General features: G+C 32.0%; 5 protein-coding genes. All 5 read right to left on the bottom strand.

What is annotated here, in order from left to right:
• Positions 1 to 191: 191 nt before the first annotated feature.
• The gene (locus tag ACE1EF_RS19795; RefSeq protein ID WP_375722443.1) at positions 192 to 701 is read right to left on the bottom strand and encodes a hypothetical protein; all 510 of its coding nucleotides are present in this window, start codon (positions 699 to 701) and stop codon (positions 192 to 194) included.
• A 179-nt stretch (positions 702 to 880) separates the two neighbouring features.
• Positions 881 to 1,372: a PH domain-containing protein gene (locus ACE1EF_RS19790; protein WP_375722442.1), complete on the bottom strand. Its 492-nt coding sequence runs from the start codon at positions 1,370 to 1,372 to the stop codon at positions 881 to 883.
• A gap of 214 nt (positions 1,373 to 1,586) precedes the next feature.
• Positions 1,587 to 2,543, bottom strand: a complete 957-nt coding sequence (locus ACE1EF_RS19785) for a hypothetical protein (protein ID WP_375722441.1) — start codon at positions 2,541 to 2,543, stop codon at positions 1,587 to 1,589.
• 527 nt (positions 2,544 to 3,070) lie between these two features.
• Positions 3,071 to 3,580, bottom strand: coding sequence for a hypothetical protein (locus ACE1EF_RS19780; RefSeq protein ID WP_375722440.1), 510 nt, complete (start codon positions 3,578 to 3,580; stop codon positions 3,071 to 3,073).
• Between the two features lie 620 nt (positions 3,581 to 4,200).
• Positions 4,201 to 4,737 (bottom strand): hypothetical protein, encoded by a 537-nt coding sequence (locus ACE1EF_RS19775; protein WP_375722439.1) that lies wholly within the window; start codon positions 4,735 to 4,737, stop codon positions 4,201 to 4,203.
• Positions 4,738 to 5,063: the final 326 nt, after the last annotated feature.

Genomic DNA, 5,063 nt, shown 5'->3' with positions numbered 1-5,063 from the left:
TTATGTTTCCCTAGTCTTTCCAGTGTACACTTGTTTTTTCAGGGTTACACACAACGTTCCCGCGGTATGGTGTCGTGGCAGTTTCTTTCACCCGTGAAAGGAACTGTCAGGACGAAAGTGACAGCCGGCGAACGTTTATATGTTTTGTTTAAAGTACTGCCATGCACTATACCGTGTGTTGTGTTTAGTGTTTATTCATTAATTATTTGGTCAATTAAATCAAATCTCGCATTATCAAATTCATTAACTGGAACAAATTTGTCATTGCAGCAAGGTAAAATATTTATACCAATAATAATCTCATCAACTAATTTAAAGCGTGTCATTTCAACAGTCTGCATCGATTTTCTATCACAAAGATAGAATCTGGCAATTGTCACACTTGAATTTTCAACTTCATATGAAAAAAATGCGTACTTGTTTAACCTGTCAAGATATTTGAAATAGGTTTTAATATATTTTGAATTCCATGTATTATTCAATGTTTTAATTCCAACCGTTTTTTGTTCTGTAACAATGATTCTTTTTGAATTTGAAGAATCTACAAGGTTCTGAAACGTCAAAGTTGTATCAATGAATGTGGAATCTGAAACGTTTAACAAAATACTTTCAGCATATGTCTTGTTAAGTTGCAGGTTTTGTGGATTGCAATTACAATTACATATAAGTATTAATAAAATTGCTATGAATGTTTCTTTCATACTTGGCTTTTTCACATTAAACACAACGTTCCCGCGGTATGGTGTCGTGCGGTTGACTGTCCCACGAAGTGGAGACTGTCAAGCCGAAAACGACGGCATACGGAAATAGGATTTGCAATTTAAAATAAAACCGCATGCACTATGACCGCGTGTTAGTGCCAGTTTTTCTTATTTTATTTTCAGTCTCTGTCTGCAAAAAATCTATAGATATGATAAAGAGTAATACTTGGAAAAAGATTCCTCTTTTTCTCATATTTATTATTTGGGACCAGATTATTCATATTTTCAAATTGTAAACAATTCAAGATATAATATGAGCCATCATTAAAATTAAGAACTCCATACTTAAAACTGCTCCAGGGAAAGTAATGAAAATTAAATGTTTCTCCGTATTCAATTAATTTCTCAATATCTGATTTTCTGTATGTTTTTTCTATTTTAGTTTTCTTTAAAATTTTAATCTCTTTTTCTCCGATTATGATTTTTCGGTCAATTGCAAAAATCAAATATTCAAATAGTAAGATTACAGAAATACCAATAATTGCCAAACAAGTAATTACCCAAATATTAAAGTTACTGTAAATTTCATCTAATGAAATCTTTTCAAGACTAACGAGAATTACAAGTATTATAAGAAATAAGACTGTAGGATAAAGGATTCCACTTTTCATTATTCGGAGAACACTTTTCTTTCGAAGTCTTATGCTATGTTTTGACATTATCAAATAAGTCGTATAGTCTTTATTAAATTGGCACTAACGTTCCCGCAGTATGCTGTCGTGGCAGTTTCTTTCCGACTGGAAAGGAACTGTCAGGACAAAAGCGACAGCCCGCGAATGTTGTAATATTTTATTTAAAAGTACTGCCATGCAGTATGACTGCGTGTTAGTGTGCGTTAATTTTTTCTCTATATGTTTTTTCAGTTGTTAAAATTCCATTTCTGTCATACTCATATATGAATATTATTTTATTCATTGTGAATTGTTTATCATAATCAATTGTCCCTATTAATAATCCGTCTTCGTAATATTCCTCGTTATAAACGTTACCATAGTCATTCATGTATGCAATTTTGGTTAATTTATCTGGATCGAATGTATTTATCTTAAATTCCAAAGTATCATTATTTGAGTCAATAGAATAGTAATCAGGTTTTGTTTTTGATTTGGAATAATCATAAAATTTAATTTTCTCAGTCAATTCTATGGAATTAAAATAAGTCAAATGATTCTCTTTGATTAATTTATTATTATCATACTCAAAAATGATTGTTTTTAATAGTCTTCCTTCATTATTGTATCGTTTTTGACTAATACATAAGTTGTTTTTATATTCAAACTCATTTCTATAAAATGACGTATCCATTTTTGGATTCTCCATTGCTGTCATAATATCCTGATTTGGATCAAAGTGAGGAAAAATATCTCTGTGGAATATAGTTTTCCTACCATCTGGAAAATATGCATACTCATCCCAAGTAGTTGTATCTCCATCTTGATTTATTCTTATCTCAAGAATCAAAGAATCTTTTAAATCATAATCGTAAATATGAAATGATGGTTTCTCCTCGAAGTCAGCTTTAGAAGTTTCTTTTATTAATAACCCTTTATCATTGAACTTATAATTGGTTTGGACGATCATAGAATCGATAATCTGACCAAACATTAATGTATAGGTTTTAGCAATCTCTGATTTAATTTTTTCATTTTCAAATTTGTAATCATATACAGTGATATTTGAAAGCTTTGAGGAATCAATAACAATTTTTGCTACTTTTTCTTTAATCTCATTGCAGCCAATAAATGAAATAATTAATAGAAATGGTATTAGTTTATTTATCATATATATCGTTGTTATTAATGCACACTAACGTTCCCGCGGTATGGTGTCGTGCGGTTGACTGTCCCACGAAGTGGAGACTGTCAAGCAGAAAACGACGGCATACGGAATGTGGATTTGCAAATTAAAATAAAACCGCATGCACTATGACCGCGTGTTATGGCCAGTTAATTTTATTTCTCTTTCAAATGTAGTTATTATTATAATCAGTCCAATTATGCAATTAATCAGTGTAAATAGCCAAAATTCATAATCTGGATAAATTATATAAACAATCAATCTCTCAATTATCAAACTCAATGAAATAATCCTAAGAATCAATAATCGTTGATAAATCTTTTTGTAGAAAATTCCAATCAGTGAAATTAGTATGTATATAATGAATTTTCCAATCTCCGATGATAATGGAGAAGGAGAAAAATAAAGAATAAAAATCCATGAATTAAGTTGCAATAGAGTATTTATAAATCCCGTTACAATTAATCCTATCCGAAACAGTAAAATTTTTTGTTTTGAATTTAGTCTTCTCATTACTTAATATGAATCTCTAAAGTATTTGACAGTAAAATATAGTAACCTAAACTAATGGAATATTTCCCTTTTGGAATTAGTCCATTCTCTATATAATCCTTAAATGCTGGTATACTCTGTAAAGCAACTTTGCCATTTATCTTAGAATTAGGCTTGATAGATTTATAATAATCTTTGAGGTCTTTCTCAAAAAATAAAGTTGAAGAATAATAAGTCCTTGTAGGATATTTACATATACTTGAATCATTTTCATCAAGAATCGAAGCCGTCATGCCCATCGGATGATTCCAATATTCTTTAATCAATATTTCTTGTGTACTATCTGAAATATTTAGAAAAGAATAATCAATCCAAATAGTGTCTCCCAGGTTGTATGATTCTCTGTCCGTGGCAATTTTTAAACGAATCTTTTGGGGAAGCTCTTTTCCATTCTCGTTGAAAATTATATTCTGGCTAAAGCTATTAATGCTTAGAATCAAACAACAAATAATCAAAATGTTACTTCTCATGCAGTGTCGCTGTTTAATTGGCCATAACGTTCCCACGGTATGCTGTCGTGGCAGTTTCTTTCCGACGGGAAAGGAACTGTCAGGACAAAAGTGATTTACCGCGAACGTTGATATGTTTTGTTTAAAATAACTGCCATGCAGTATGACCGTGTGTTAGGTGCTGCTGTTTCTTTGTCTGCCCGCATTGAGATTGTAAGATCTGGTCATCTTTCCCGCTCAATTTCCCTGTCGTTAATCTGAAAACCTAAAACACGAAACTTTCCTGGTACTAAGGAAAGTTGCTGCGACAACTTTGAGTTTAAAGATCACACCCTAACTACTCAAACGTAAAGACCAGCATAGGGGAGACGTTAATCCGGTGTCCGCCAACTCTAAGCACCATTTAAATAAAGCGTTGGCAAATTAACGTCTAACCAGCTAAGAGCAGCAACTAAATTAAAATTGACAGTCAATTTAATGACGGTTGCACCTAACGTTCCCGCGGTATGGTGTCGTGGCAGTTTCTGTCCGATAGGATAGGAACTGTCAGGACGAAAGTAGCAGGCAGCGAACGTTGAGTTATTTGGTTTTAAAAGTACTGCCATGCACTATGACCGCGTGTTGTAAAGCGTAATTTATCTTTAAATCCAAGCTGTTCCTTTTGCAATTAAATATATAAGTCCCCACCAGAGTGCATGATATATAATTGCAATAAGTATTGATTTTTTTAAGTCAATTTGAAATAATCTATAAATTCCCAAAATCTCAATCAATAGTCCAATTAAAATTCCAACATTTGTCAGGCTTGGAACCGATGAAACAATTAATCCAATCGTGGAAAATGTCATTATTTGTTTAGACTTAAGTAAATTAAATAAATTCTCATTAATAAATTTAGATGCAAAAAATCCCAGATATAAGCTAAATATCGCCCCTTTAAAATGTACAATTAAAAGTCCAAACAATGGAGTTAAAAGCAATCCGCCTAAAAGGAAAGCAACAGAAACCCAATCATTCATTGGTGAACATAAATATCTTGCAATAACTGTAAATCCAGATAATAATGAAGCTATAAAAACTAAACTTTTATCATCTTCTACGTCTTCTATTGAATTTTTAAATGGATCTCTAATGAAATCATATAAAACAATCACAGATCTATTAAATCTTTCTTGCATTAAAGTCAGTTTTAAGTGTCAAATATTTTAGGTCGGTCAGCATTATGCTTTACAACGTTCCCGCGGTATGGTGTCGTGCGGTTGACTGTCCCACGAAGTGTTGACTGTCAAGCCGACAACGACGCCAGGATGCATAAGGATTTGCAAGTTAAAAGAACCGCATGCACTATGCACCGCGTGTTAGCCACCGTAATTTATTTTCCGATATAAGTGATTATTCTACTGTTGTTTTTATTAAATACAAATCTCACGACATGAAATTCATTTGGTTTATATTCAATCATACTCAATAAAGTGATGTAGTTGTTTTCTAAATAACCAAAACT

The organism is Quyinboa sediminis, from assembly GCF_042219855.1.
GTDB lineage: Bacteria > Bacteroidota > Bacteroidia > Bacteroidales > UBA5342 > JBHJHP01.
The sequence above is the reverse complement of the archived record's forward strand: the minus strand, read 5'-3'. Positions and strand labels throughout refer to the sequence as shown.